The organism is Rickettsia parkeri (genome assembly GCF_051427245.1).
In the GTDB taxonomy this organism is placed as follows: Bacteria; Pseudomonadota; Alphaproteobacteria; order Rickettsiales; family Rickettsiaceae; genus Rickettsia; species Rickettsia rickettsii.
Window position 1 is genome coordinate 735,808 of sequence record NZ_CP195774.1, and the last position, 23,165, is coordinate 758,972.

Here is a 23,165-nt window from a genome sequence, read left to right on the forward strand (position 1 = left end):
AATGACGTGATAAATACATTTTGAGTATAAAAATTGTTAAAAATTCGTAAATCTATAATAACTAAGCCTGTACCTCTAATAAAATTAATTCCCAACTTTATTACGTTGCTTGGTTTAGTAACCGGTATGAGTTCTATAAAATTTGCTTTGGATAGCAGATGGGAACTTGCGGTATATTGCATTATAGTAGCGGCAATTATTGACGGTATCGACGGTAGAATAGCAAGGATGCTAAATTCAGTTAGTCCATTTGGTGCAGAGCTTGATTCATTATGCGATTTTGCTAATTTCGGTATAGCTCCTGCCTATCTGATATATTTATGGTCTTTTCAACAATATGAGTATAAGGTATTTTCATCAGCGGTAATGTTATTATTTATAGTGTGTATGGCACTACGTTTAGCTCGCTTTAACGTTGGTATTTATCAACCGAAACAAGATAAAACTGACTATTTTTTTACCGGTGTACCTGCCCCATGCGGTGCTTTACTTGCTTTAATGCCTGTAATGATAGATTTTGAAATCGGTACGTTATTAAATATCAATACCCGTACTCATACTATAACAATTAATATATATTTGGCTATTATAGCTTTTCTACTTGCTAGTAGGCTTCCTACAATCTCAACAAAAAATTTGAGTATTAAACCTGAATATTTATCGCTTGCAATGATTTTAGTTGCTATTGTTATTATAAATCTTATCATATATCCATGGTATTCACTGCCGTTAATTGCAGTTATATATATTCTTTCTATACCAATTTGTTATTTTTTTAAACATAGAGGGTATTGGTAAAGTTAATTATGCCGAGTGTATTACAACAAGCTATCGACAAATATAAACATCATCCATTTACTAAATATGTAATTATTATAGCCTTAATCATATTTATTTATTTGGGATATAGAATTTATGTTTGGGCAAATACACAATCTACGGATAATGCTTACATAGATGCAGATATTTCAAATGTTAGTGCTGAAGTTAGCGGTGTTTTAACAAAGTTATTTGTTACCGATAATACTAAAGTTAATAAAGGCGATCTGATAGGTGAAATTGACGATAGAGATTATAAGGCAAAGCTTGCAGCACTTGAAGCATCTATTGAAGCTTGCATAAAAAATATAGAAATTATAGAGCAAAAAATCTCAATAGGGCAGATTAGCCTAGAGCAAGCAGCTGAAAAATTAAAGCTTAATAAAATAAGCTTTGATATTGTTGCAACAGATTTTATGAGAGTGCAGGAGTTAAATAAGGCAAAATTTGCTAGCTCTAAAACGTTAGATGATTCTAAAAACGCATATCAAAAAGCCAAAACGGATTATAAACAAGCAACGTTAGATTTAGATATATCTAAGCAACATTTACAGCTTCTTGAGCTTGAAAAAGCAGCAGAACAGGAAAAACTTAAAGAGCTAACAGAAAATAAAAAAGTAACCTTAAGGAGCTTACAAAATACTAAACTTATTGCTATGGTACCCGGTATATTCGGTAATAGTAGTTTAGAAGTCGGAAATTACATAGTACCGGGTAGGGCGTTGTTTTCTATAGTTCAAGATAATACTATGTATATTCAGGCTAATTTTAAAGAAACACAAATTCAGAAATTTAAGTCCGGCATGAAAGTCAAAATTGAATTTGATGCTTTGCCTAAAAAGGTAATTTACGGGAAGATTCGTAATATTGCTCCTGCGACCGGCTCTAAATTTAGCTTAATCCCACCAGATCATGCTACCGGTAATTTTACTAAAAGCGTACAACGTGTACCTGTTTTAATAGATTTTGAATCCCCAAATGCTAATCTAGTTCCCGGCATGTCAGCAATCGTATCCATTAGAACGGATCAAAGTACGTAATTTTTGTTAAAAAATAGCAATAATTATTCTATTAAAAGTACATATTCTAGTATTATTTACTGATTACTTAAAAAGCTATATAATATGAGTAATACCAAAAGTAATAATTAATATGCAAAGATATTTAGATCCCACTAATTGATAGTGTATTTAAAAAAATCTTTCGTGATTTAGAGAGGTTCAAGGAATTTATCAATGCAGTTCTTGAACTACCTGAGGGGCTTAGAATTAAAGCAATAGAATTTATACCTGTAGAGCAAGTACCTATGCTCGATAAAGGGAACAAAAAGCATATTTGATTTTAAAGGTTAAAGATGAAGCCGGTAGCTGGTATATAATCGAGCTTACAACTTACACAAGGAATAAAGCATAAAGATTTATTACCGAAACAAATAAGCAATATTTATTTGATTTTTCCTATGTATTTATAGAGCTTAAAATTTTGATAAAGATAAGCTTGAAACTACTATAGATGAGTGGCTACATTTATTTAAGTGTGCAGAAACAGAAAACAGCCCACCTGCAAATATAAAGAGCGAGAAGTTATTAGATGTATACAATATAATAGAAATGCATAACCTCACCGCCGAAGAATATGATGCCTATATAAGAGCGAAATTAATGGAAGATGCCGAGGAAATAGCTTTAGGAAGAACAGTGTGAAAAAGGGAAAGAAAGAAGCATAGAAATAGCAAAGAACTTGTGACTTAAAGATATAGATGTCACAATATAATAGCAGATTCAACAGGGCTAACTATAGAAGAAATAGAAGAGTTAAAAGCAAAAATAGAACATTCTGAAACTAGTTGATTAATTATTTGCTCTTTAACTCTGCTAATTCTTTCTTGAGTTTTATTACTAAAGTTTGTAATTTTTCAAATTCTTCGCGAGTGACGTAATTACCTTTAAGTATTTTATCCTCAATTATGCCACAGCTTTTATCCGTTATACTATTTAAGGCTTTTTGTGCTACGCTGCTAGCTCCAACGGCTACTTTTAAAATATTATTTGTTTTCATAGTACCTCTATCGATAAAGCATGCAAGCCGCTATTAAATTCATCGGCAAGTAAGTTATTAATAGTGCGATGATTGGCAATTAGGCTTTTCCCCTGTAATGTTTCTGCAGAAATTCTTATTTTTATATGGCTGTGAATTCCGTTATAATGACTAGCATGTTTATAGCTTTCATCTATTATTTCTTGAAAATGTGGTTTTAACACACTTAATTTTTCTTGTATCATTTCTATGCGGTTCATATTTTTATTTCATTTACAGTAAAAATGCCCTAATATTCTTAAGTATATAATTTTATGATACACATGGCAATGTCGGAATTAAGAACGAATTATAAAGATTTACAAGATGCGATAGATAAATTGGAAAAAGGCGTATGTTTTGCTTGTAGATTAGTTAATTATGATGAAATAGAATTTATAGAGCAGGGTAAGCATTTTATAATTGAAGATTTAGATCAAATCATTGAAGATGTAAGCAAAGAACTTAATATTTTTTCAAAGTTTAAGAAAATAAAGAAAGATAGAATATTATTTATCCTAAATACTACTAATTCTGACTTAATTAAAAATTTTGCTAGAAAATTATATTTATTTTTGCAGCTTTATATTAATGAACAGAAGCCGGCAATTTATATGAATTGTTATATTGCTAGTATTAAATTTCCAAAAAAAGTAAGTAATAATGCTAAAGAAATTGAAAAAACATTAAATATGTTACTTTCACAAAATAATAATTATTATTACCGTGAATATAGCAGTACAGAACATGATTTGGAAAATATAAGAAAATCTAATCTTCAGCTTAACTTACTACGACAAGCCTTAGCAAAAAAGACTATGCGATTTGCTTATCAGTCTATAATAGATCGTAATACTATGAAGATTCATTATTATGAATGTCTGCTTCGTATACCTGACGAGAACGGTGTTTATATTTCCGTAGGTCCTATAATCCCTATTGCTGAAAATAAAGGATTAATTTTTATAATTGATCAAATTGTTTTAGAAATGACTGTTAATGAACTTGCCCGTAACCCAAACTTAATGTTAGCCGTTAATATTTCAAATATAGGAACAGGCGATGAAGCTTTATGGGAAATAGCAGAAAACTTATTAAAAGCTCATAATGTTGGGGATCGTTTAATTATTGAAATTACGGAAACTTCTTTCAATCAGAATTACGATAAAATAACTTTATTTATTAATAAACTACGTAAGTACGGATGTAAATTTGCATTAGACGATTTTGGTGCGGGTTTTACTTCTTTTAAACAACTTCAAAGCTTACCAATTGATATTATCAAAATTGACGGTAAATATGTGCGTAGTATTACAAGTGATGTACAAAGTAGGTATTTCGTAGAAAGATTAATTAAAATTTCAGAAGATTTAGGTATTGAAACGGTAGCTGAATTCGTAGAAAACGGAGAAATAGCTAAATTTTTAATTGATCTAAAAGTCGGTGGGCTACAAGGAAACTTCTATTCCGAAGCAAAATTTGATAGGGTGGATGAGGTTTAATGATTGTCATACTGAACCGGTTTTGTTGTATGGCTCTTGAAAAAGACTCCGATGTCATGCCGTGATTTGACCACGGTATCCATAAAAATAACTTTTAATATCAATGATTTTAATATTTTAAACTGGATACCGCGATCAAGTCGCGGTATGACACAGTTAGTGCTTGACAATGTTACTTAAAACCTATATGCAGAACTCAATTTTAAATGATTAAACTTAAATGCTGTTACTTGAATTAAAAAAAACTAATCAAACCTTAGAAACTATACATTTTATAGGTATCGGCGGCGTTGGCATGAGCGGTATTGCCGAGATATTATATAATCTAGGTTATAAAGTACAAGGTTCCGATTTAGTAGAAAATTATAATACTAAAAGGCTTGAGTCATACGGTATTAAAATATTTTTAGGACACGCCGAGCAGAACATTACCAATGTGTCGTATGTTGTTATTTCATCGGCAATTAATCCAAAGAATCCTGAAATAAAAGAAGCTTTGGAGCGTAAAATTCCAATTATTAGACGTGCGGACATGCTTGCTGAACTTATGAGATTAAAATGTTCAGTAGCAGTTTCGGGATCGCACGGTAAAACCACTACTACTTCTTTAGTTGCTTGTTTATTTGAGGCAGCTGGTTTATGTCCTACGGTTATTAACGGTGGGATCATCAATAATAAATCGACTAATGCATATCTTGGTTCAAGTAATTATTTAATTGCGGAGGCCGATGAATCGGATGCAACGTTTATTCATATTCCATCAACTATTGCGATAATAACTAACATTGATCCTGAACATTTAGATTATTATAGAGATTTTGAAACATTAATTGGTGCTTTTAGAAGCTTTATTACTAATTTGCCGTTTTACGGTTTTGCCGTTTGTTGTATCGATCATAAAATAGTTCGTAAGTTAGTAGACGATACTACTGAAAGGAAGATTGTTACTTATGGCATCGATTCGGAAGATGCTCATATTATAGCATTTAATATTAACACTGATATTGCCTCCTCTACTTTTGACGTAAAAATTAGTCTACCAAATGTACTAGGTACAACAATTATTGAAAAAATTACTATTCCAACGCCCGGAAGACATAATATTTTAAATAGTCTTGCTGCAATTGCCGTTGGGATAGAATTAGATTTCGGTATTAAAGCTATTAAAAACGGTTTTAATAATTTTAAAGGAGTGAAGAGGAGATTTACTAAAGTAGCTGAATATAATAACGCTTCAATTATCGATGATTACGCTCATCACCCTGAGGAAATCAAAGCAACGCTTGCGACGGCTAAAAATATAGCAAATAAACAAAACGGTAAAGTTATTGCTATTTTTCAGCCTCACAGATATTCAAGAATGCAGTATTTATTTGATGATTTTATGTTTTGCTTTGCTGATGCCGATATACTCTATATTACTGATATATATGCTGCAGGTGAAAACCCTATAGAAGGAATTACAGGACGAAGTTTAGTTGATAAGATTACTAAGCGTAAACATCACGATAAAGCAAATTTTCTAGCAGAGCTAGATGATGCGGTTGGAGTTATTATAGATAATGCAGCTTCTGGTGATATGATAATTATGATGGGAGCAGGTAATATTTCAAGTTTTGCTAATGAATTAGAGGGGAGATTGTCATCCCGTGGCTTTAGCTGTCATACCGTGGTTTGACTGGTATTGTTGCATAGCTCTTATGTCATTCCCGCGAAAGCGGGAATGACATCTGTTCGTATAACATAGGGTCAAGCGAACTAAGGGACAAAAGAGTGAAGATAACAGTAAAGCGAATAGCAGGACTAAATATGTTAATTTTACCGATAGTAAAAGGCGAGTATAAAAAAGATTATAATTTAAAACACTTAACATGGTTTAAAGTAGGCGGTAATGCTGAAATTTTCTTTAAACCTTTAGATAGCGAAGATTTAAAAAGTTTCTTAATACAAAATAAGCAAAAATTACCTATAAAGACTTTTGGAGCAGGCTCAAATGTTATTATAAGAGACGGCGGCATAGAAGGGGTCGTTATAAAACTTGGTCAGAATTTTAGCAATATTGAGTTTATAGATAATCATTTAATAGTAGGTAGCAGCTGCCTTAATTATAATTTAGCAAAATTTTGTCAAGCAAATGCTATTTCCGGTTTTGAGTTTTTAGTAGGTATTCCAGGGACTATCGGCGGCGGTGTTGCTATGAATGCCGGTGCTTACGGCTCTGAATTTAAAGATATTGTAGTGCAGATTGAAGCGATTGACTTTGCAGGAAACTTTTTAACATTCACAAATGAAGAAATCGGTTTTAAATATCGCAGTAATAATTTACCAAAGAATTTAATTATTCTCAAAGCTGTTTTTAAAATAAATAAAGGCAATAGTGAAAATATATTATTACGGATGAATGAAATAAATAACGCAAGATCATCTACACAGCCTATTAAAGAGCGTACGGGCGGTAGTACTTTTGCAAATCCTGAAGGGCGTAAATCTTGGGAACTTATTGACAAAGCGGGGCTTAGAGGCTATAGAATAGGCGGTGCTTCGATGTCAGAACTTCATTGTAATTTTATGATAAATAATGGTGATGCTACCGCTAAGGATTTAGAAGATTTAGGTGATTTTGTCCGGCAGAAAGTATGTGAAGATAGCGGGGTTAAGTTAGAGTGGGAGATTAAGAGAATCGGACGTCATCCCTAATTAAAAATGGCGTTGTTGCAGCTAGTTTTATGTCATTCCCGCGAAGGCGGGAATCCAGTAAAACATATAAAAAACAAGTTTTTTATATGTTTATTTTATAATATGTAACTTCTATATCAATATTGAAGTTATTTTTTTGGATCCCCGCATACGCGGGGATGACATCGAGTAGGTTTTTCGAGCTATGCAACAAGGCCGCTTTTAGTTAGGAATTACAATGGATTTAATAAGAAAGGAAAAAACGTGCATAAATATCAAACACATTGGGTAGAACACTCTATAGTCAAAATATTAAGTAGTACCGGTAAAAAGCATATAGCATTAATGGCAGGCGGTATGTCTGCTGAGCGTGAAGTATCGTTAGTGTCAAGTGAAGGAGTTAGTAAAGCTTTAATTGAATTAGGATATAGAGTTACCTTTATTGATATGGGAGCGGATATTGCAGTTAGATTACAAGAAATAAAACCTGATATCGTTTTTAATTGCCTGCACGGTACATATGGTGAAGACGGTTGTTTACCAGGATTACTTAATATAATGCGGATTCCTTATACTCATAGCGGCGTGTTATCTTCAGCTTTAGCATTCGATAAAATACATTCTAGGATCTGGTTCTTAACGAATAATATTAATATGGCAGAAAGCATTGTTGTAAATAAAAGCGATAATATAAAAAATGATCCTATGAAACGACCGTACGTTATTAAGCCTCTTACGCAAGGTTCAAGTATTGGTGTTGAGGTGATATTTGCAGAAGACGATTTTAACTTTGCCGATTATGATTTTCCTTACGGTGATCAGGTAATAATAGAACAATATATAAAAGGGCGAGAATTGCAAGTAGCGGTATTAAACGGCAAAGCTCTTGGAGCTTTAGAGATTAAATTACTAAAGAATCGTTTCTATGATTATGAAACTAAATATACCGAAGGATTTGCTGATCATCTTTGTCCTGCTCCGCTACCTGCTAATTTATATGAGAAATTACTTATAGAGTCAGAAAAAATTTATAAAACAATGAATTGTAAAGGTCCTGCTAGAGCAGAGTTTATTTTAGAAGAGCAGACAAACAAGTTATATGCTTTGGAGATAAATACTCACCCAGGTATGATGTCTTTATCAATAGTGCCGGAAATTGCAGCTTATGCAGGGATAAATTTTACTAACTTAATTGAAGAAATTATAAAGACGGCAAGCTTTGAATCATGAGAAAAAAAACAAGCTCCAATAAAAAAAAACAAACAAAAAAAACTAATAATATCTCATTACGCCGAAAATTAGGACTAATTTACAAAAAAGCAATATTAGGGCTTAAGATTGCTTTAATTATCTTTGTATGTCTATTTGTTTTTACAAAATATTTTGCCGGCATAAAAACCTACTTAACAACAAATATATACCAAACAACAACAAAACTTGGGTTTAAACTTGAGAATGTTATCATTGAAGGACAGCAAAATGTCGATGAGCCTACAATATTAAAGGTTTTAAATGCGAATAAGGGCAGTCCTATTTTTGCTCTTAAATTAGACGAAATTAGAAATAATTTAAAGAAAAATAAATGGATCAAGGAAGTATATGTTAGTAGAAGATTACCAAATACGGTATATATAAAATTATTTGAAAGAGAACCTATTGCTATTTGGCAAATTAATAATCAGCTTTTCTTAGTCGATGAAGAAGGTTACGAAATTAGTAAAAATATTCAACCTTTTCCTCATTTATTACATGTTGTAGGAGAAGGGGCGAATATCTATGCAGGTACATTAGTATTAGAGCTGCAGAAATATCCGGCATTAATGAATAAAACTTCAGCTGCTGTAAGACTCGGAGATAGAAGGTGGGATTTAAATCTTAAAGGTAATATAAGTATTAAGTTACCTGAAAAAGAGTTTGAAGAAGCATTAAAATATGTCGATGCACTAAATAAAGCTAATAAGCTATTTAACCAAAATTATAAGGTTTTGGATTTAAGGGATAAGAATAAGTATTATATAGAGAAGTACTGAGAATCGTCATTGCGAAGAGAAACGTAGTTTCGACGTGGTACTCTTGTCAAGCATCCTGAGCTTGCTTCGTCTCATTACTTTGTAATTCTTCGCGCAATGACGTTTTTGGAATAACAAGCATAAAAAAATGAAAGAGAAAATATCAAATTTTGTTACACTTGATTGCGGTAGTAGTAAGATTGCCGTAATTGCTGCCTATATTAGTAAAAAAGGTGAAATTAAAGTAGCTAGCCAAAATTTGCATCATTCTAAAGGTATTAAATCAGGAGTTATATCAGATTTAAAAAATGCTGAAACTAGCATTGTTTCAGCAATTTACGCACTTGAAAAAGATTGCGGTAAAAATATAAAAAAAGTTATATTATCGTTATCAGGTGCCGACACTAAATCTTATTATATTAATTATACCATTAAAGTTAACGGGCAAACCGTAACGCAGCAGGATATTAAAAAGTTACTACAAAAAGCATTACTTGAATTTAAAGTTAAAAACCAGGAAATTATTCATTATTTTCCTCTTGAATTTACCCTTGATAATAATTCAGTCGAGAATCCTATAGGTATGTACGGTAGAGAACTTAGTTGTGAATTACATATTATTGCTGCTAGTTCAAATATGTTATCAAATATTGTACAATGCTTCGCTAAATGTCATGTTGAAGTCACAAATATTACTCTAGCAATTTATGCTTCTGCTATTAGCTGTCTTACGAATGATGAAAAAAATCTAGGTTCGCTTATCATCGACATGGGGGATAAAACTACCTCTTTCGGCATTTTTTTTGCCGGTAAATTAATATATACGGGGCATGTAAATATAGGTAGTTTTCATATTAGCTCGGATATTGCTAAAGTCTTTGGTATTGATCTTGTTACGGCAGAGAAATTAAAAATTTTATACGGTAATGCAATGATACCTTTATTTGAGAAAGATAGTATTGTAAATATGGAGGATTTTCAGGTTGATACTCATCATACTTTAAATACTTCCGTAACAATTTATAAATTGGCTGAGGTAATAAGAGCAAGAGCCGAAGAAATATTATCAATGGTAAAAGCCGAATATGATAAAGCAACAAAAGGGCAGGTTGAAGTTTTTAGAGTTGTAATTACCGGCGGCGGGTCTCAGCTTAGAGGACTTAAAGAGCTTTCAAATAAAATTTTTGAAAAACAGAGTAGAATCGGTAAACCGGAGATTATTGCCGGTTTTATAGAAGACTATAATCCGGCTATGTATTCAGCAACTATAGGAATGCTAAAAATTCATGCTCTAAAACAGCAAAAAGAATTTACTCATATTAGACTTGATGCAAATAGTAGTTTCTTTAAAAAAGCTTTTGATTGGTTTAAAGAGAATATTTAGAGAGGCTGCCCGCGTTGGACTGGAAAATGCATTTAGTGTCATTCCCGCTTCCGTGGGAATGACATAAAATGATCCACGCAACAATACCTACTTGCAATGAGGAATTGTATTTACGCGGGCAATGTCATTTAGAAATATTTTGCTAAGAATTATTATTAGGTTTTTCTCTAGAACAAATTAGTACATTCCCTTTAACTTCGATAATAAAAAGTCGGTCGCCTGTTTTTGCATCGATTTCATTTGGAACAAGGTAAGCATTCATAATAGCACCGGACCATCTTACTTGTCCTATAGTATCAGAAGAAACTGTAGCACTATAAACCTCTACCGTTTTGCCTATCATATCCGAGTAATTTTTTGTTTTATCAGTTTTATTATAAACATATTTTTTAAGAGGATAATATAATATGCAAAACCAAATAAGTGATAATATACCAAAAAATGTTATTTGATTTGTTAAGCTAACTAGAGGGTAGTTATATACCACAAGAGTGTTTGATAACGCTCCAAGCCCAAAGAATAAGAATCCAATACTTGGAACTGTAAAGAATTCAACAACTATGCAAATTATACCTATTATTAACCATATTTCGGTGAGATAATTATTTATCATGAACATAAGTTTTTAAAAATAATATTACGTCAGCTATGTCTTGTGGTTTTGAGATACCGGCAAAGGACATTTTAGTTCCTGGTGCATAGCTACTTGGTTTATGTAAGAAAGCAAATAAACTATCATCATCCCATACGCCGCCAAGTTTTGATAGAGCAGGGGAATATTTATAGTCTGCTATGCTTGCTTTTGGTCTGCCTGCGACATCCCAAAGATGCGGTCCTAGTTTATTTGGACCGTCTTTATCAAGGGAATGACACATTAAACATTTCTTGGCTATTTCACGACCGTTATCGGTGTTAGCAGTCTTCATTAATTCCGGTATATTTACCGGTGCTTGCTCTAGTGCGGTAGTATTTTGATTTTCTGATGATTCTTGAACCGCAACGCTATAGCCGCGATGTTGTAACTCTAGAGTGGGCTTGTATAATATATTTGCAACAAATCCAACCATCATAGCAATTAAACTAGCAAATAAGATGGCTGCAACAATTTTATTTAATTCTTTTCCAGACATTTATTTTGTTTTTTTTATTAGAATTTATACTATAATTTCAGTTGTAAGAGAAGTTAATTAAATAAATAAAAGAAAAATTTATAAAAATATTTGTTCTTTGGAGAAAAAAATAAATGTCAAAAAAATCAAGGGTGAGAAAAATATTTAATAAGTTAAAATCTTATTGGACTAGTTTTAGACAAAGTAAAATCGGTAAAATATTATTTAGCAATAGTTTAAGTTATGCAGTTTCCATAGCTTCTATAGCAATTACAGTTTCTGGACTTTTTACTCCTATATCACCGATAATTATAGCTGTAGCTGTTGTTTCAGGAGTTAGCGTAGGAATTCAAGCTGTAAATGAGACTTTGAAAGTGCATGATTTGCGTAAACTTCATAAAGAGAATAATTTATTAGTACATAACAGAAATGCTAAAAGTCAGCAAGATTATATATTATCATTAGAACCGAGCTTAAAAGATATTTTGAAAAATGAATTATATACGCCGCAAACGGCAGGTAAGGATGCTACTCAAGATAAGTATGAGTTAAATGTAAATAAATTGAAAAGTACAGGACGAATATTTGGCAATAATTTAGGTGGAGCCGCAAATTGGGCCGCTTCTATTATTAAAGGTGCGAGCGGTAATGTGCTTGATATATTAAAAGCTACGGGTTACGGTGTAGTTACGACCGCATCATTAATTATCGACGGTCTTACTGAAAAGGAAAAAATAGAAATAAAAGCAATATTTAAATTAAATATAAATGAAGAATATAAAAAACAAGATACTCCTATATATAAAAATTTAGAACAATTAGAGAATTATACTAAGAATCAAGTATTGCAAACATTAGCTTTAAAAAAATTAATAACGGATAAGAATTATTGGAGTATGAATAAAGACCAAACAATACAAAAATTTCGAGAAATAATAGGCAGTTTTAATTCTGAAATAAAAAGAAACGGTTTAGAAGAATTTTTTAGAGAAAATAAAATAACAATGGATAATAGCAAAGAGAGCTATGTTAAAGATATTAAAAATGTAATGAATCCATTTTATGAAAATCCTAGTAAAGCCGAAGGATATAATCCTTTAACTAAAGCTATGGATAAAGATAAAGTTAATAATGCTGAAATAAAAAGGACAAAAAGTGAAAATTTAAAAAGGATGCAAAAAAGAAAGCGAAATTTAACAATATGAAATGATTATTATAACTCACTGCTAGTTACAAATTTGTAAGAGGTAGTATCGCTAAATATTCTATGCAATAGTTCATTATTAAGAGCGTGGCTAGTTTTGTAGCCTTTAATTGCACTTACAATGCTAGTGCCGTTGGTATATAAATCACCGAATAAATCTAATAGTTTATGGCGAACAAATTCATCTTCATAACGTAAGCCGTTTGGGTTTAAGATTTTATCCTGCTCATCTATTCCTATAGCATTCTCAAATGAGGCACCTTGGGCAAGCCCTTTGCTTTTCAAATAATCAACATCTCTTATAAAGCCAAAGGTTCTAGCATCCGCAATATTTTTAGTAAAAGATTCTTGAGCCCTAAAACTTAGATTTTGTCTGCCTATAGCTTTACTACTAAAATCAATGGTTAAATCTACAGTCATGTGATCGGAAGGAGTACAATATAATTCACAATCTTTATGAACTACTTTTATATCTTTTAAAATTTTTAGATATTTTTTAGGAGCATTTTGTAATTTTTTTCCTGCACACTCAATCATAAACACAAAAGGTTTACTACTGCCGTCCATAATTGGTACTTCAGGACCGTCAATTTTAATAATTGCATTATCAATGCTGCATCCCCAAAGTGCTGCCATTAAATGTTCAATTGTTGAAATTTGAACTTTATGATCATTACTGATAGTGGTAGATAACAAGGTATCGGAAACATTGAAATAGCTAGCTTCAATATAATTATTTTCAGAAGATATATCGGTTCTAATGAATATAATTCCGGTATTTTCTTTAGCGGGCTCTATAGTTAACTGGGTACGTTTTCCTGAGTGGACCCCGATTCCGTAACAACTAACCGGTTTTAATAATGTACTTTGCTGCATTTTAGGCATTGTAAAAATATATTTAGATATTAATATTTAATGCCAAATTATACAAGTTATAGTATGTTACAGAATATTACACATATACTCGATGAACTTCAAAAATTGGCTGTGTCATCCTACAAGAGTTGCGATACTCACGTATTAATTATACGCGCCGCTCCTCACCTTGTGGATTCCTTGCTCTTTTTGAAGTTGATCTTCGTCTGTTAGTATAAGACTTCTTGCATAACTTGCTAATAAGGAGAAATTTGAAGGAGACACGGAACGCAGAACCGCAGCGTACACGCAAGTAACGTGAGGATTCGAGTACCGGATCGACGTACAAATTACCTTTATTAGCAAGTTATGCAAGAGTCTTATTAAAATCTATATAATGTATACTTAATAAAATACCAAAAATGATAAGCTACAAAACTACCGACTACGGCAAAAATAGAAAATAAGAAATCACTGCCGTTAATAGTGCCGTAAGGTACATGAGATGATAAAGCTCCGGCATATGTACCGATGCTGCACATTGAAAAATACGAAAATAAAGCTGTTCTAAGTTCGTAATCCCTAAATTTATCAATTAGTATTAAAATATTGCAAATATAAATGGATCCTAAACAACTACCGATTAGTATTATATATAATATATTAAGGTTTTTATTAGTTCCATGAAGCGGTAGTAAAATAAAGCAGACGAGCAGAATTATAGTTAGTGATAAATTAGCCAAATATTTATTTACTTTGCTTAATATATAGCATATAGGAATTATAGAAAAACATATTGCTAGAAAAATATATTTTAGTATAAGTCTTAAATTAATTAATGCTAATTCTTTCTTTAATGCAAAAGCTTCATAATACCATAATATATCCAAGGTGACATAAGCAACTACGAAGCCTGTCAATAATTGTAATTCGACATTTTTTATTAAGGATGAAAATTTGGAATTTAAATTTAATTTATGAGATGTAGGATTATAATGCAGAAATTCGGTTAGTATATTGATACAATATAACAATGCACAAATTACTATAGTATTATTTGTCGGTGTTATAAATGGATTTAATAAATCTACCATTAAGTTTCCACCCGCCCATAACAACATTATACAAGCTAAAAAAAAATATTTCTTTTCTTTGCTACTCTCAATAATGTCTAATGTTATAGAAGTGAAATATGAAAATGTTCCAAAATTAATTACAATAAAATTAATTTTAATTAGAGTATAATTATTTAATAAAATTAGGTTTATTGTACAAATAATTAATAAAGATAAGCTAATTAAAATAATTTTTTGATTACTTAACTTATTAATTAACTGTGTTAAGGCAAAGCCTGCGATTATCGAACCTATAAATTTAGTTTGATTGATATGATTTATTTGTTCTCCGCCTAGATTTTTATTTAGCAGTAAAAAGATTTTAAAATTATAAAAATTTATAGCATTGATACAGGAAAAAATAAATATTCCCAAAAGTGAGAAAAAAATAGTTTTGTAATCGTTTTTTAAAGTCATAAATTAAGTGTTTGCTAAACATAAATACATGGTATATAACTCATAATTATAATGATTAAGATTATTATCTTAAAAATTAAAGAGATTCATAATTCCATTATTTAAGTATATATGGATAGTTATTAGATTATCAGCTTTTAATCAAGTATGGTAGTCTTATTTGTAATTTGTATATAATTATTGTTGAATTTTAAAAAAAATTAATGAATTAAATAATATGAAAATATTTTAATGTAAGAAAAATAATAATATATTTTTTAGTATTTTAAAGAGGTGTTATTTGAAGTTTATCTAGAATTTCATTTTTGCTCTTTACTCATAGATAAATTATCTATTTAAATAAATTAATACAAGATAAACAATGATTTTTCTTAAGATACAAGCATTATATTAATTATTTGTTCTTCAAGTTAGTGAGCAAGATAAATGAATAAAAAGATTATAATTGATGCTAATTTTCCAAGCGAAACAAGAGTAGTTTTATTAGGACAAAGCAACAATATAGAAGATATTGAATTTCAAACAACCGTAAGACAACAAAATAAAGGTAACATTTATTTAGCAAAAGTTACAAGAATAGAACCGTCGCTACAAGCTGTTTTTATAGAGTACGGAATGGATAAAAGCGGTTTTTTACCGTTTAGTGAAATCCATCCTAACTATTACAATTTGCCTACCTCGGAGAGAAATTTTCCGGTTAATGCTTTTCCTGAAATAGCTCTTTCAAATATTACGGTTGAGGATGATAAAGAGAAACCGGCTGCTATATATGATTCTTTGGTTGATAGTGAAGAAATTGACCTAAAAACCATAGAAGATTTAGTAGAGAGTACATTCCAGTCAGAACTTAATTTAGAAGCGGCTGATGATATTGAAATGATTCAAAGCGGTACCCCTGAGTCAAATATTCCGCAATATAAACAATATAAAGTTCAAGAAGTAATAAGAAAAAACCAAATATTATTAGTGCAGGTTACTAAGGAAGAACGAGGAAATAAGTGCGCCGCTTTTACTACTTATATATCCTTGGCTGGTAAATATTGTGTTTTAATGCCTAATAAAGGTTCGCAAAACGGTATATCGCGTAAAATATCAAACGGGGAAGAAAGAAAAAGACTGAAAGATATTTTAAATAAAATAGTAAGCGGTGACAAAAATGCTTATAGCGTCATTGTTAGAACAGCAGGTAGAGGAAGTAGCACCTTAGATTTAAAGAAAGACTATAATTATTTAGCAAGGTTATGGAATAAAATTCGTAAAAGTACTATTAAATTTCCGGCTCCGTGTTTTATTCATGAGGAAGATAGTATAATACGTAAAACCATACGTGATATGTGCGATCACAATGTTAAAGAGGTGGTAATTCAAGGACAAGAGGGTTATGCAGATGCTTCAAAATTTATGCAGGATTTATTACCTTCAGAGCTTGTAAAGCTGAAAGAGCATAAAAGTAAAACTCCTATATTTACTAAGTTTCAAGTAGAAGAGCAATTAGTTAAATTATATCAGCCTGTAGTGACGTTACCTTCAGGAGGATATATCGTTATTAATCCCACGGAAGCTCTTATTGCAATTGATGTAAATTCCGGTAAATCAACTTCTGAACAAAATATTGAAGAAACGGCACTAAAAACTAATTTAGAAGCAGCCAAAGAAGTAGCAAAGCAAGTAAAGCTTAGAGATCTATCAGGTTTGATAGTTGTTGATTTTATAGACATGAGCGAAGCTAAGAATCGTAAAATTATTGAACGATCCTTTAAAGAGTTTTTAAGTCGTGATCGTGCTCGTATACAAACCGGTAATATTAGTCAGTTTGGACTACTTGAATTCTCAAGGCAGAGATTACGTTCTTCTTTCTTAGAAACTAATTCGGCAATTTGTTCTCATTGTAACGGTAAAGGAGTCATTAGAGCAAGTGACGCTAATGCTATGTTAATTTTACGTACTATAGAGAATGAAATTTTTGAAGAAAGAATTGATGTAATAAATGTTTTTACCAATATCGTTTCAGTTCTTTATCTACTTAATAATAAACGTGCTGAGATAAAATTTATTGAAGAAAAATATAATATAAAGCTTAATTTTTATTCCGATCCTAATGCTACATCAGATAGTTATTCGATTGAAAAAGTGAAGCTGTTTAAGAAAACTAACAATAATTTTAATTCTGTTAAGCCGGTAATTCAGAATCATAATGCCGATTATACTGAAGAAGATCTGAAAAAAGAACAGTTACGCAAAAATAAACATAAATGGAAAACAGCTAATAATAGTAATAATGTTGCTAATGAAGTAAAAGATAAGAGTTTAGAGGCAGAAGAATCGGTGGAGCAAACCGTAAGCGTTGTGGAAGAGGTGCAAGTTGTAGAAAGTAATGCCGGCTTAGAAGAAGCACAAGCTGCTCCAAAAAAGACAAAACGTAGATATCGTAATAAAACATCAAATAAGAAATGTCCTTCTGATACCGTCGAAGATACGGAAAAGAATGCAGAGTCTTGATTTGAGGGCTAATATGTCATTCCTGCGAAAGCAGGAATCCAGTAATCCTTAATGTCACCCCGTGGTCAAGCCCACGGGGTCCATAAAAATAATAAAAAATACTAATAATATTAGTATTTTTAGCTGGATCCCGCGATCAAGTCGCGGGATGATAAATGATAAACCTATCCACGCCACAAGGCCTACGCGGGGATGACATAGCAATGCTGTAATGACGCGATAAAAAACATAAACTTAAAATAAAAGTGCAGAAAAGTTTAATTACAAAATGGTTGTGTATAAGTTGTATAATGGTCATAGCGACGATTGTTATAGGGGGGATAACAAGGCTTACCGGTTCTGGTTTATCTATAGTTGAGTGGCGTCCGGTAACCGGTATTTTGCCGCCTTTTAGTTTTGAAAGCTGGCAATCGGAATTTGCTAAATATAAAGCTTTTCCTGAATATAACTCCGTTAATTACGGAATTACTTTATCACAGTTTAAGTTTATTTATCTGTTAGAGTTTATACATCGATTACTCGGTAGAATTACAGCTTTAATATATATTGTACCTTTAATATATTTTTATTTTAAAGATGTTATAAAAAATCGTGACATGCTACCTTATATAATTGCTTTGTTGTTATTTTGCGTACAAGGCTTTATAGGGTGGTATATGGTTAAAAGCGGCTTGTTGAATAGCCCGTATGTTAGTCATTTTCGACTTGCTTTTCATTTAATTATCGCCGTAATTATTTATCACATACTTTTTTATCAACTAATAAAAAATCGTTGTGATATTTTGTTAATCCCGTCACAAACAGATTTTAAATTACCATTAATATTTTCCGGTATTGCTATTACTGTAGTATATGTGCAAATTTTTTTAGGTGCTTTAGTTGCGGGGCTTGATGCAGGGCTGATATATAATAGTTTTCCGCTAATGGATGATAGATTTATCCCGATGGAGATAAAAGATAATTTCTTTGATCTTAAAAATTGGTATGATCCGGTTTTTATACAATTCATACATCGTTTAGTCGGCTATAGCGTATTTTTGGTTGTTGTAGTTTTGATAATTTGCTTGTTAAAAATAGAGCATCCGAAATTAAATAAGATAGCGTATTTTCTAATGATTGCATTATTTATGCAGGTATCTACCGGAATAATTACTCTTTTATACTCTGTACCTATAATAATTGCCTCTATACATCAGCTTTTTGCTATAATCCTTTTATCTATAATAATTTGGTGCTATTTTTTAATAAAAAGTTCCTAATTTATTAAAAATATGATCATCGATGTCAATACTCCTATTTCTTCTAGATTAGATAAGTATTTAAAACGTCTATATCCCTTATTGACTCAAGGAGTAATAGAGAAAGCATTACGTCAAAAACAAATTACCGTTAATGCTCAGAAAGCAGAAGCGAGTTTAAGAGTAAAGGGCGGCGATAAAATTTTTATTAACGATAAGTTTAATTTACCTGTTAAGCAACCTGAAAAATTAGTTTTTACCGACGCTGAAATTAAGCTAGCGAAGAAAATTACTACCGATTATTTGGTATATGCAGATGATAATTTAATAGCTATAAATAAACCTGCAGGTCTTGCTACTCAAGGCGGCACTAAAATAAATTTATCTATTGACTCTGCATTAAAATATTTGAATTATAAAGGTGCTGATTTTAAGCTAGTACATAGATTAGATAAAAAAACAAGTGGTTTGCTCTTAATAGCCAAAAATTATTTAAGTAGTGTAAAACTTCATAATGCTTTTAAAGAAAAATTGGTTGTAAAAACATATTTTGCCGTAACCTATGGGAAGCCAATTAAAAATGTAGGCGAAGTTAGAAGTAATATAGAAAAGAGTAAAGGAAGTACACCTAAAATTACTGATATTGATAGTGAAAATGGTACACTTGCCATTACTTATTATAAAGTACTTAAATCACTTGATAATAACTTATTTTTAATTGAATTTACGCCGGTTACAGGTAGAATGCATCAATTAAGGTTGCATGCTAAATTATTAGGTTGTCCGATACTGGGAGATGATAAATATGGTAATAAAGAAATAATGCCATATAGTAAATATATGTTCTTGCATGCTAATAATATATGTTTATCTGAAAAAATTTTTGGTCAAGAGAGTAAGTTAGAAGCAAAATTACCGTTTTATTTTACTAGACGTCTTACATAACTTGCTTCTAAAGGTAATTTGTACGTCGATCCGGTACTCGAATCCTCATGTCAAGTGTACGCTGTGGTTCTGCGTTCCGTGTCTCCTTCAAATTTCTTTTTATTAGCTGCGTTATGTAAGACATCTATTGATAAGTTTGTGGAGTGTTGCAGTTATGATGCGTAGATATTTTTTATTGTTGCTTTTTTTTATTACTAATTGTATTGATTGTTTTGCAGATATACAGCAAAGAATCAATGAAGCAGAAAAAGAATATATCAGTAATAGATTTTTAAATGCCGTTTTTATGTTTGCCGATGATTATAAACCTTTATTAACCGGTGCTAAAGGAATTTTTGCTTTAAATGGTGAGCAATTAAAAGCAAATGAAATGATGCCTATTGCTTCTGCTACAAAGCCTTTTACAGCAGCGGGAATCTTAAAATTACAAGAACAGGCATTATTAAATATTAACGATAAAATTTATAAATATCTTGATCCGGAAATGTGGGGTGGAAAAGTGCCGGATTGGGCATATAAAATATCTATCCATAATTTATTAACGCATAGTAGCGGTATTGCTGAATATTTTAGTTTTGTTAAACTTGATTTAAATATGCCTAAGAAAGAGATTCACAAGAAAATATTACAATTTGTTTCTTCTAAGCCTTTAGAAATATCTATAGGGAAAAAATTTAAATATAGTAATACTAATTTTGTTATACTCGGTATGATTATAGAAAAGGTGGCTAAAAAAGATTTAGCTAACTTTTTTTATGATGAATTTTTTAAACCGCTTAATATGAAATCTACTAGTTTTGCTTCATATAGTGAAGCCGCTAGAATCCAGAAAAACGTTATTAGTTCTAATTATCCAGTAAGATATTTTTTAACGCCTAATAATAGTAATAAACCTATATTTACTCCTGTAACTGCTGATTTTGTAGCAGTTCCTTGTGCTGACGGTGGTATAATATCAACACCGGTTGATCTTATTAGATGGTATAGGGCATTAAATGAGGAGAAAATTCTTTCTAAGAAGTCGTATAAACTTATGACTACTAAATATTTTTTAGCACAAGATATAGAAGGGCGTAAGTCTTATATGGGTTACGGTATTTTTCTTACTGATCTTGATTCTAAGCGTTTAATGATTCATTATACGGGAAAGGCCCTTGGAATACAAAGTGAAGCAGGATATGTTTTGCCTGATAATCTTTATTTTGCTATACTCAGTAATACTATGATAAAAATTCCTGAAGAAGAAAAAGATAAAATTGACATGAAAAATCCTTTAAATCAACTTGGAATAATTTATTTTAGAGATGCAATAATAGGGGCAGCTATAAAAAATTAAATAGACTTGTTGTGTAACCTATCTTATAAAGAGGAATTTGAAAGAAACACGGAACGCAGCACCGCAGCGTACACTTAGTACGTGAGGATGCGAGTACCGGATTGACATACAAATTACCTTTAGAAGGAGGTTATACAACAAGTCTAATGAAGATAGTTACTTGGAATATTAATTCATTGCGTCTACGGATCGATTTATTAAGAAAATTAGCATATGAACATCAGCCGGATATTATTTTACTTCAAGAAACAAAGGTAGCTGACTCATTATTTCCTCTTGAAGTTATTAAAAATATAGGCTATGAACATGTAATATATTCAGGGCAGAAATCATATAACGGTGTTGCTATTATTTCAAAATTTCCTTTGAATAATGTTTTTTCATTGGAGTTATATAATAGTGATAAAAGGCATATAGCAGCTATAGTTAATGATATAGAAATACATAATTTTTATGTTCCTGCCGGCGGTGATATACCTGATATCGAGGTAAATACAAAATTTAAGCATAAGCTCGAATATGTAAGGTTAATGCAGGAATGGTTAACGACTAACCGTACTAAAAACGATAAAATGATTATTGTTGGGGACTTGAACATTGCTCCGCATGAACATGATGTATGGTCTAGTAAGCAGTTGCGAAATGTTATCAGTCATACCGATATTGAACGCTCGTTATTGGTAGAGCTACAAAATGCGTTAGGTTTTATTGATAGTAGCAGATATTTCGTATCGCTTGACGAAAAATTTTATACTTGGTGGAGTTATAGAAATATAGATTGGAAAAAATCTAACAGAGGTAGAAGACTTGATCATATTTGGGTTAGCGATAATTTAAAAGGTGCATTATTTTCTATGCATTTACTATCAGAAGCACGTGATTGGTCTTCACCTTCGGATCATGTACCATATTTTGTGACTTTTAATTTACAGATGTCATCCCGTGGTCAAGCCACGGGATGACAATAGTCTTAAGGAGTAATTAGTGGATATTAAGTTAGGAAAATATAAGCCGACAAAGGAAGAATATATAAAAAGCTTTAAAGATATGCTCCTACTGCGTCGTTTTGAAGAAAAATGCGGTCAGTTATACGGAATGGGAGAAATCGGTGGTTTTTGTCATTTATATATAGGGCAAGAAGCAGTAATTTCTGCGGTAGATATGGTTAAACAAAAAGGTGATAGCACTATTACTAGCTATCGTGACCATGCTCATATTATTTTAGCAGGCACTGAGCCTAAGTATGTTCTTGCCGAGCTTATGGGGCGTGCTACAGGTTGCTCGAAAGGTAAGGGTGGCTCGATGCATTTATTTAATGTACCAAACAAATTTTACGGTGGACACGGTATAGTAGGGGCTCAAGTACCAATAGGCACAGGGCTTGCGTTTGCTGAAAAATATAACGATACGCATAATATCTGTTTTACTTTTTTAGGTGACGGTGCCGTTAATCAAGGTCAGGTATATGAAGCTTTTAATATGGCTGCTTTATGGGGTTTGCCGGTAGTTTATATTATTGAAAATAACGAATATTCGATGGGGACGTCTGTAGCACGTTCTACCTTTATGCGTGATTTATATAAGAAAGGGGCATCGTTTGGGATTAAAGGATTTCAGCTAGACGGTATGGATTTTGAAGAAATGTATGACGGCTCTAAGCAAGCAGCCGAGTATGTTAGAGAAAATAGCTTTCCTCTGATATTAGAGGTAAAAACTTATCGTTATCGTGGGCATTCGATGTCCGACCCGGCAAAATATCGTAGTAAAGAAGAAGTTGAGCAATATAAAGAGCGTGATCCGTTGGTAATAATAAGAAAAACGATACTCGACAATAAATATGTAACCGAAGCGGATTTAAAAGCAATAGAACAGTCGGTAAAAGAAATTGTGAAAGAAGCAGTAGAATTCTCAGAAAATTCACCGCTCCCTGATGAAGGGGAGTTGTATACACAGGTGTACTGTTAAGGCGTCATTGCGAGGA

Annotated in this window: 21 protein-coding genes and 4 pseudogenes; 18 read left to right on the plus strand and 7 right to left on the minus strand. The window is 31.6% G+C overall.

Annotated elements, in window-relative coordinates:
- Positions 1-33: 33 nt before the first annotated feature.
- The 3 genes and pseudogenes from pssA to ACSFFC_RS04165 all read left to right on the plus strand — a co-directional run bounded on the left by pssA (position 34) and on the right by ACSFFC_RS04165 (position 2,158).
- Positions 34-798, plus strand: coding sequence for a CDP-diacylglycerol--serine O-phosphatidyltransferase (gene pssA, locus ACSFFC_RS04155; RefSeq protein WP_014410475.1), 765 nt, complete (start codon positions 34-36; stop codon positions 796-798).
- Between the two features lie 8 nt (positions 799-806).
- Positions 807-1,859 carry an HlyD family secretion protein gene (locus tag ACSFFC_RS04160; protein WP_014410476.1) on the plus strand — a complete coding sequence of 351 codons (1,053 nt, stop codon included), beginning with the start codon at positions 807-809 and terminating at the stop codon, positions 1,857-1,859.
- 112 nt (positions 1,860-1,971) lie between these two features.
- Positions 1,972-2,158, plus strand: a pseudogene (locus ACSFFC_RS04165) (hypothetical protein).
- A 515-nt stretch (positions 2,159-2,673) separates the two neighbouring features.
- Here the strand turns inward: ACSFFC_RS04165 and ACSFFC_RS04170 are convergent.
- Positions 2,674-2,877, minus strand: a complete 204-nt coding sequence (locus ACSFFC_RS04170; RefSeq protein WP_004996338.1) for a hypothetical protein — start codon at positions 2,875-2,877, stop codon at positions 2,674-2,676.
- Positions 2,874-3,116: a BolA family protein gene (locus tag ACSFFC_RS04175; RefSeq protein ID WP_004996335.1), complete on the minus strand. Its 243-nt coding sequence runs from the start codon at positions 3,114-3,116 to the stop codon at positions 2,874-2,876. The genes ACSFFC_RS04170 and ACSFFC_RS04175 overlap by 4 nt, the downstream gene beginning before the upstream one ends.
- A gap of 54 nt (positions 3,117-3,170) precedes the next feature.
- On the opposite strand from ACSFFC_RS04175, the gene ACSFFC_RS04180 reads away from it, so the two are divergent.
- The 6 genes from ACSFFC_RS04180 (at position 3,171) to ftsA (ending at position 10,466) form a co-directional block, all read left to right on the plus strand.
- Positions 3,171-4,397 carry an EAL domain-containing protein gene (locus ACSFFC_RS04180; RefSeq protein WP_014410479.1) on the plus strand — a complete coding sequence of 409 codons (1,227 nt, stop codon included), beginning with the start codon at positions 3,171-3,173 and terminating at the stop codon, positions 4,395-4,397.
- A 220-nt stretch (positions 4,398-4,617) separates the two neighbouring features.
- Positions 4,618-6,075 carry a UDP-N-acetylmuramate--L-alanine ligase gene (gene murC / locus ACSFFC_RS04185; protein ID WP_014410480.1) on the plus strand — a complete coding sequence of 486 codons (1,458 nt, stop codon included), beginning with the start codon at positions 4,618-4,620 and terminating at the stop codon, positions 6,073-6,075.
- Between the two features lie 131 nt (positions 6,076-6,206).
- Positions 6,207-7,094, plus strand: coding sequence for a UDP-N-acetylmuramate dehydrogenase (gene murB, locus ACSFFC_RS04190; RefSeq protein ID WP_014410481.1), 888 nt, complete (start codon positions 6,207-6,209; stop codon positions 7,092-7,094).
- Between the two features lie 243 nt (positions 7,095-7,337).
- The gene (locus ACSFFC_RS04195; protein WP_014410482.1) at positions 7,338-8,303 is read left to right on the plus strand and encodes a D-alanine--D-alanine ligase; all 966 of its coding nucleotides are present in this window, start codon (positions 7,338-7,340) and stop codon (positions 8,301-8,303) included.
- Positions 8,300-9,103, plus strand: coding sequence for a cell division protein FtsQ/DivIB (locus ACSFFC_RS04200; protein ID WP_014273294.1), 804 nt, complete (start codon positions 8,300-8,302; stop codon positions 9,101-9,103). Before ACSFFC_RS04195 ends, ACSFFC_RS04200 begins: the two co-directional genes overlap by 4 nt.
- Before the next feature lie 127 nt (positions 9,104-9,230).
- Positions 9,231-10,466 (plus strand): cell division protein FtsA, encoded by a 1,236-nt coding sequence (gene ftsA, locus ACSFFC_RS04205; RefSeq protein WP_014410483.1) that lies wholly within the window; start codon positions 9,231-9,233, stop codon positions 10,464-10,466.
- Positions 10,467-10,608: 142 nt separating this feature from the next.
- Here ftsA and ACSFFC_RS04210 read toward each other — a convergent pair whose 3' ends face one another.
- Both ACSFFC_RS04210 and ACSFFC_RS04215 read right to left on the minus strand, forming a co-directional pair.
- Positions 10,609-11,085: an NfeD family protein gene (locus ACSFFC_RS04210; protein ID WP_012719513.1), complete on the minus strand. Its 477-nt coding sequence runs from the start codon at positions 11,083-11,085 to the stop codon at positions 10,609-10,611.
- Positions 11,069-11,596, minus strand: coding sequence for a c-type cytochrome (locus ACSFFC_RS04215; RefSeq protein ID WP_014410484.1), 528 nt, complete (start codon positions 11,594-11,596; stop codon positions 11,069-11,071). Before ACSFFC_RS04215 ends, ACSFFC_RS04210 begins: the two co-directional genes overlap by 17 nt.
- Before the next feature lie 113 nt (positions 11,597-11,709).
- Here ACSFFC_RS04215 and ACSFFC_RS04220 point away from each other — a divergent pair, with 113 nt between their 5' ends.
- Complete coding sequence (locus tag ACSFFC_RS04220) at positions 11,710-12,780, plus strand: hypothetical protein (protein ID WP_014410485.1); 1,071 nt, start codon at positions 11,710-11,712, stop codon at positions 12,778-12,780.
- A gap of 8 nt (positions 12,781-12,788) precedes the next feature.
- Here the strand turns inward: ACSFFC_RS04220 and lpxC are convergent, their stop codons facing one another.
- Complete coding sequence (lpxC, locus tag ACSFFC_RS04225) at positions 12,789-13,655, minus strand: UDP-3-O-acyl-N-acetylglucosamine deacetylase (RefSeq protein ID WP_014410486.1); 867 nt, start codon at positions 13,653-13,655, stop codon at positions 12,789-12,791.
- Between the two features lie 235 nt (positions 13,656-13,890).
- Between lpxC and ACSFFC_RS04230 the strand changes: the two are divergent.
- Positions 13,891-14,005: pseudogene (locus ACSFFC_RS04230) on the plus strand (palindromic element RPE1 domain-containing protein); the annotation flags it as partial.
- A gap of 12 nt (positions 14,006-14,017) precedes the next feature.
- Here ACSFFC_RS04230 and ACSFFC_RS04235 read toward each other — a convergent pair.
- Complete coding sequence (locus ACSFFC_RS04235; RefSeq protein ID WP_014410487.1) at positions 14,018-15,166, minus strand: MFS transporter; 1,149 nt, start codon at positions 15,164-15,166, stop codon at positions 14,018-14,020.
- 426 nt (positions 15,167-15,592) lie between these two features.
- Here ACSFFC_RS04235 and ACSFFC_RS04240 point away from each other — a divergent pair, with 426 nt between their 5' ends.
- The 3 genes from ACSFFC_RS04240 (at position 15,593) to ACSFFC_RS04250 (ending at position 19,848) form a co-directional block, all read left to right on the plus strand.
- Positions 15,593-17,665: an Rne/Rng family ribonuclease gene (locus ACSFFC_RS04240; RefSeq protein WP_014410488.1), complete on the plus strand. Its 2,073-nt coding sequence runs from the start codon at positions 15,593-15,595 to the stop codon at positions 17,663-17,665.
- A 245-nt stretch (positions 17,666-17,910) separates the two neighbouring features.
- Positions 17,911-18,924, plus strand: a complete 1,014-nt coding sequence (locus ACSFFC_RS04245; protein WP_014410489.1) for a COX15/CtaA family protein — start codon at positions 17,911-17,913, stop codon at positions 18,922-18,924.
- Positions 18,925-18,936: 12 nt separating this feature from the next.
- On the plus strand, positions 18,937-19,848 hold the full coding sequence (locus ACSFFC_RS04250) for an RluA family pseudouridine synthase (protein WP_045817006.1): 912 nt from the start codon (positions 18,937-18,939) through the stop codon (positions 19,846-19,848).
- Here the strand turns inward: ACSFFC_RS04250 and ACSFFC_RS04255 are convergent.
- Positions 19,830-19,958, minus strand: a pseudogene (locus tag ACSFFC_RS04255) (palindromic element RPE1 domain-containing protein); the annotation flags it as partial. The gene ACSFFC_RS04250 and the pseudogene ACSFFC_RS04255 overlap by 19 nt on opposite strands.
- A gap of 44 nt (positions 19,959-20,002) precedes the next feature.
- Between ACSFFC_RS04255 and ACSFFC_RS04260 the strand changes: the two are divergent.
- The 4 genes and pseudogenes from ACSFFC_RS04260 to pdhA all read left to right on the plus strand — a co-directional run bounded on the left by ACSFFC_RS04260 (position 20,003) and on the right by pdhA (position 23,149).
- On the plus strand, positions 20,003-21,184 hold the full coding sequence (locus tag ACSFFC_RS04260; protein ID WP_014410491.1) for a serine hydrolase domain-containing protein: 1,182 nt from the start codon (positions 20,003-20,005) through the stop codon (positions 21,182-21,184).
- Positions 21,185-21,199: 15 nt separating this feature from the next.
- A pseudogene (locus tag ACSFFC_RS04265) lies at positions 21,200-21,318 on the plus strand (palindromic element RPE1 domain-containing protein); the annotation flags it as partial.
- Between the two features lie 12 nt (positions 21,319-21,330).
- Positions 21,331-22,146: an exodeoxyribonuclease III gene (gene xth, locus ACSFFC_RS04270; RefSeq protein ID WP_014410492.1), complete on the plus strand. Its 816-nt coding sequence runs from the start codon at positions 21,331-21,333 to the stop codon at positions 22,144-22,146.
- A gap of 22 nt (positions 22,147-22,168) precedes the next feature.
- Positions 22,169-23,149 carry a pyruvate dehydrogenase (acetyl-transferring) E1 component subunit alpha gene (gene pdhA, locus ACSFFC_RS04275; RefSeq protein ID WP_004996289.1) on the plus strand — a complete coding sequence of 327 codons (981 nt, stop codon included), beginning with the start codon at positions 22,169-22,171 and terminating at the stop codon, positions 23,147-23,149.
- Positions 23,150-23,165 lie beyond the last annotated feature (16 nt).

Excerpts from the sequence above, each read along its gene's own strand:
- ACSFFC_RS04160 (WP_014410476.1), top strand. The coding sequence starts at position 807 with ATGCCGAGTGTATTACAACAAGCTATCGACAAATATAAACATCATCCA.
- ACSFFC_RS04170 (WP_004996338.1), bottom strand. The coding sequence starts at position 2,877 with ATGAAAACAAATAATATTTTAAAAGTAGCCGTTGGAGCTAGCAGCGTA.
- ACSFFC_RS04175 (WP_004996335.1), bottom strand. The coding sequence starts at position 3,116 with ATGAACCGCATAGAAATGATACAAGAAAAATTAAGTGTGTTAAAACCA.
- ACSFFC_RS04180 (WP_014410479.1), top strand. The coding sequence starts at position 3,171 with ATGATACACATGGCAATGTCGGAATTAAGAACGAATTATAAAGATTTA.
- murC (WP_014410480.1), top strand. The coding sequence starts at position 4,618 with ATGCTGTTACTTGAATTAAAAAAAACTAATCAAACCTTAGAAACTATA.
- murB (WP_014410481.1), top strand. The coding sequence starts at position 6,207 with ATGTTAATTTTACCGATAGTAAAAGGCGAGTATAAAAAAGATTATAAT.
- ACSFFC_RS04200 (WP_014273294.1), top strand. The coding sequence starts at position 8,300 with ATGAGAAAAAAAACAAGCTCCAATAAAAAAAAACAAACAAAAAAAACT.
- ftsA (WP_014410483.1), top strand. The coding sequence starts at position 9,231 with ATGAAAGAGAAAATATCAAATTTTGTTACACTTGATTGCGGTAGTAGT.
- ACSFFC_RS04210 (WP_012719513.1), bottom strand. The coding sequence starts at position 11,085 with ATGTTCATGATAAATAATTATCTCACCGAAATATGGTTAATAATAGGT.
- ACSFFC_RS04215 (WP_014410484.1), bottom strand. The coding sequence starts at position 11,596 with ATGTCTGGAAAAGAATTAAATAAAATTGTTGCAGCCATCTTATTTGCT.
- ACSFFC_RS04220 (WP_014410485.1), top strand. The coding sequence starts at position 11,710 with ATGTCAAAAAAATCAAGGGTGAGAAAAATATTTAATAAGTTAAAATCT.
- lpxC (WP_014410486.1), bottom strand. The coding sequence starts at position 13,655 with ATGCAGCAAAGTACATTATTAAAACCGGTTAGTTGTTACGGAATCGGG.
- ACSFFC_RS04235 (WP_014410487.1), bottom strand. The coding sequence starts at position 15,166 with ATGACTTTAAAAAACGATTACAAAACTATTTTTTTCTCACTTTTGGGA.
- ACSFFC_RS04240 (WP_014410488.1), top strand. The coding sequence starts at position 15,593 with ATGAATAAAAAGATTATAATTGATGCTAATTTTCCAAGCGAAACAAGA.
- ACSFFC_RS04250 (WP_045817006.1), top strand. The coding sequence starts at position 18,937 with ATGATCATCGATGTCAATACTCCTATTTCTTCTAGATTAGATAAGTAT.
- ACSFFC_RS04260 (WP_014410491.1), top strand. The coding sequence starts at position 20,003 with ATGATGCGTAGATATTTTTTATTGTTGCTTTTTTTTATTACTAATTGT.
- xth (WP_014410492.1), top strand. The coding sequence starts at position 21,331 with ATGAAGATAGTTACTTGGAATATTAATTCATTGCGTCTACGGATCGAT.